1 protein-coding gene is annotated in these 1,499 nt (G+C 70.6%); it reads right to left on the reverse strand.

What is annotated here, in order from left to right; all coding sequences use genetic code 11:
* Positions 1–161: 161 nt before the first annotated feature.
* Positions 162–1,424 (reverse strand): P-type conjugative transfer protein TrbL, encoded by a 1,263-nt coding sequence (gene trbL, locus GGD88_RS18395; RefSeq protein ID WP_184438246.1) that lies wholly within the window; start codon positions 1,422–1,424, stop codon positions 162–164.
* Between the last annotated feature and the right edge of the window lie 75 nt (positions 1,425–1,499).

Below are 1,499 nucleotides of genomic sequence, written 5' to 3' on the forward strand. Positions count from 1 at the left end.
AAGGTCATCAAGCGGATGGCCTACGGCTTCCGCGATGACGCCTACTTCTTTCTCAAGATCCGCGCCGCCTTCCCCGGAATTCCGTGATGAACCTTCTGATAGGGGGTGACGGGCTCGGGGGTGCGGCCGTAACGCTGCACAGGGCGTTTGAAGGGCATGGCTCAGTCCTCCGTGTCGCCGAGGGATGGCGCGGCCCCGCCCCCTGGGCGGTCGCCGTCGCGCAGGGTCTGCTGGGCGTCCTGCATGCGGGCGCGCATCTGTTGTTCAGTGCGCAGGCGGCGGGCCCAGGCGGGGGCGGATGAGGCGGTGGTCGGCATGGGTCCGCCGGACCCGGCAGGCGCCGTGCCCCCGGTGGCGGTCCAGGCGGCGCGGCGGCCGTCGGCGGCGGCTTCGCGCAGCGGCCGGGTGGCGGCACCCCCGGCGGCGCGGGCCATGCCACCGAGCCCGGCCAACGTAGCGCCGGCTCCACTCGTCCCGGACGTGGCCCCGCCCAGGCGGAAGGCGCTGGCGGCCCCCGTTCCCAGGGCAGTGCCGGCGCGCACGGCGGCCAGTCCGCCCGTTCCGGCCAGACGGGCTCCGGCCAGGGCCGTACTCCCGCCGATCAGGGCGACACCGGCGGCCGCCCCGCCGGTACCGAGGACCGCGCCGGCCCCAAGCTGCGGCGCGCCGGTGACCAGACCGGCGGCGATGCCGGGACCGAAGATGCCCAGGCCCAGCAGCGCCAGCGAGGCCAGCACCAGGGACATGGCGGCTTCGATGGTGGGCTCGCCGGCATCGAGAGCCTCGGTGAAGGTATCGAACAGGCCGGCCCCGATGCCGACGATGACGGCCAGGACCATGACCTTGATGCCGGCGGCGACCACGGCGCCCAGCACGCGCTCGGCCAGGAACGCGGTCTTGTTCCAAAGCGCGAAGGGGACCAGGACGAAGCCGGCCAGGGCGGTCAGCTTGAACTCCAGGATGGTGATGAACAGCTGCACCGACAGCACGAAGAAGGCGACGATGACCAGCACCCAGGCCAGCAGCAGCACGACCACGCTGAGCAGGTTGGAGAACACCTCGGGGAAGCCGACCATGCCCTTGATGTGATCGAGCAGGGGCCACGCTGCCTCGAACCCGGTGCCGGCGATGCGGCCGGGGCGCAGCAGGTCGTCGGCGGCCAGCCCGCCGGCGGTCAGGCCCAGACCAGCGAAGGAGTCGAACAGGATGCCGGCCAGGGTCTCGAAGCGGTTCAGGATGAAGGCGAAGGCGCCGACATAGAGCACCTTGCGCAGCAGCCGGCCGGGCAGCGCGTCATCGGCGCCCAGAGCCCAGAACAGGCCGGCCAGGGTGATGTCGATACCGATCAGGATGGTGGTCAGGAAAGCGACGTCGCCCTGCAGCAGGCCGAAGCCGCTGTCGATGTAGGGCGTAAACTCATAAATCGGCTTGGTTTTTCCGGAGTGTCATGATTCAAGGCTTCCGAACGAAGGGAGCCTTGAATGACGCGCCGACGCTAC

Source organism: Roseospira goensis, assembly GCF_014197795.1.
Classification (GTDB): Bacteria; Pseudomonadota; Alphaproteobacteria; order Rhodospirillales; family Rhodospirillaceae; genus Rhodospira; species Rhodospira goensis.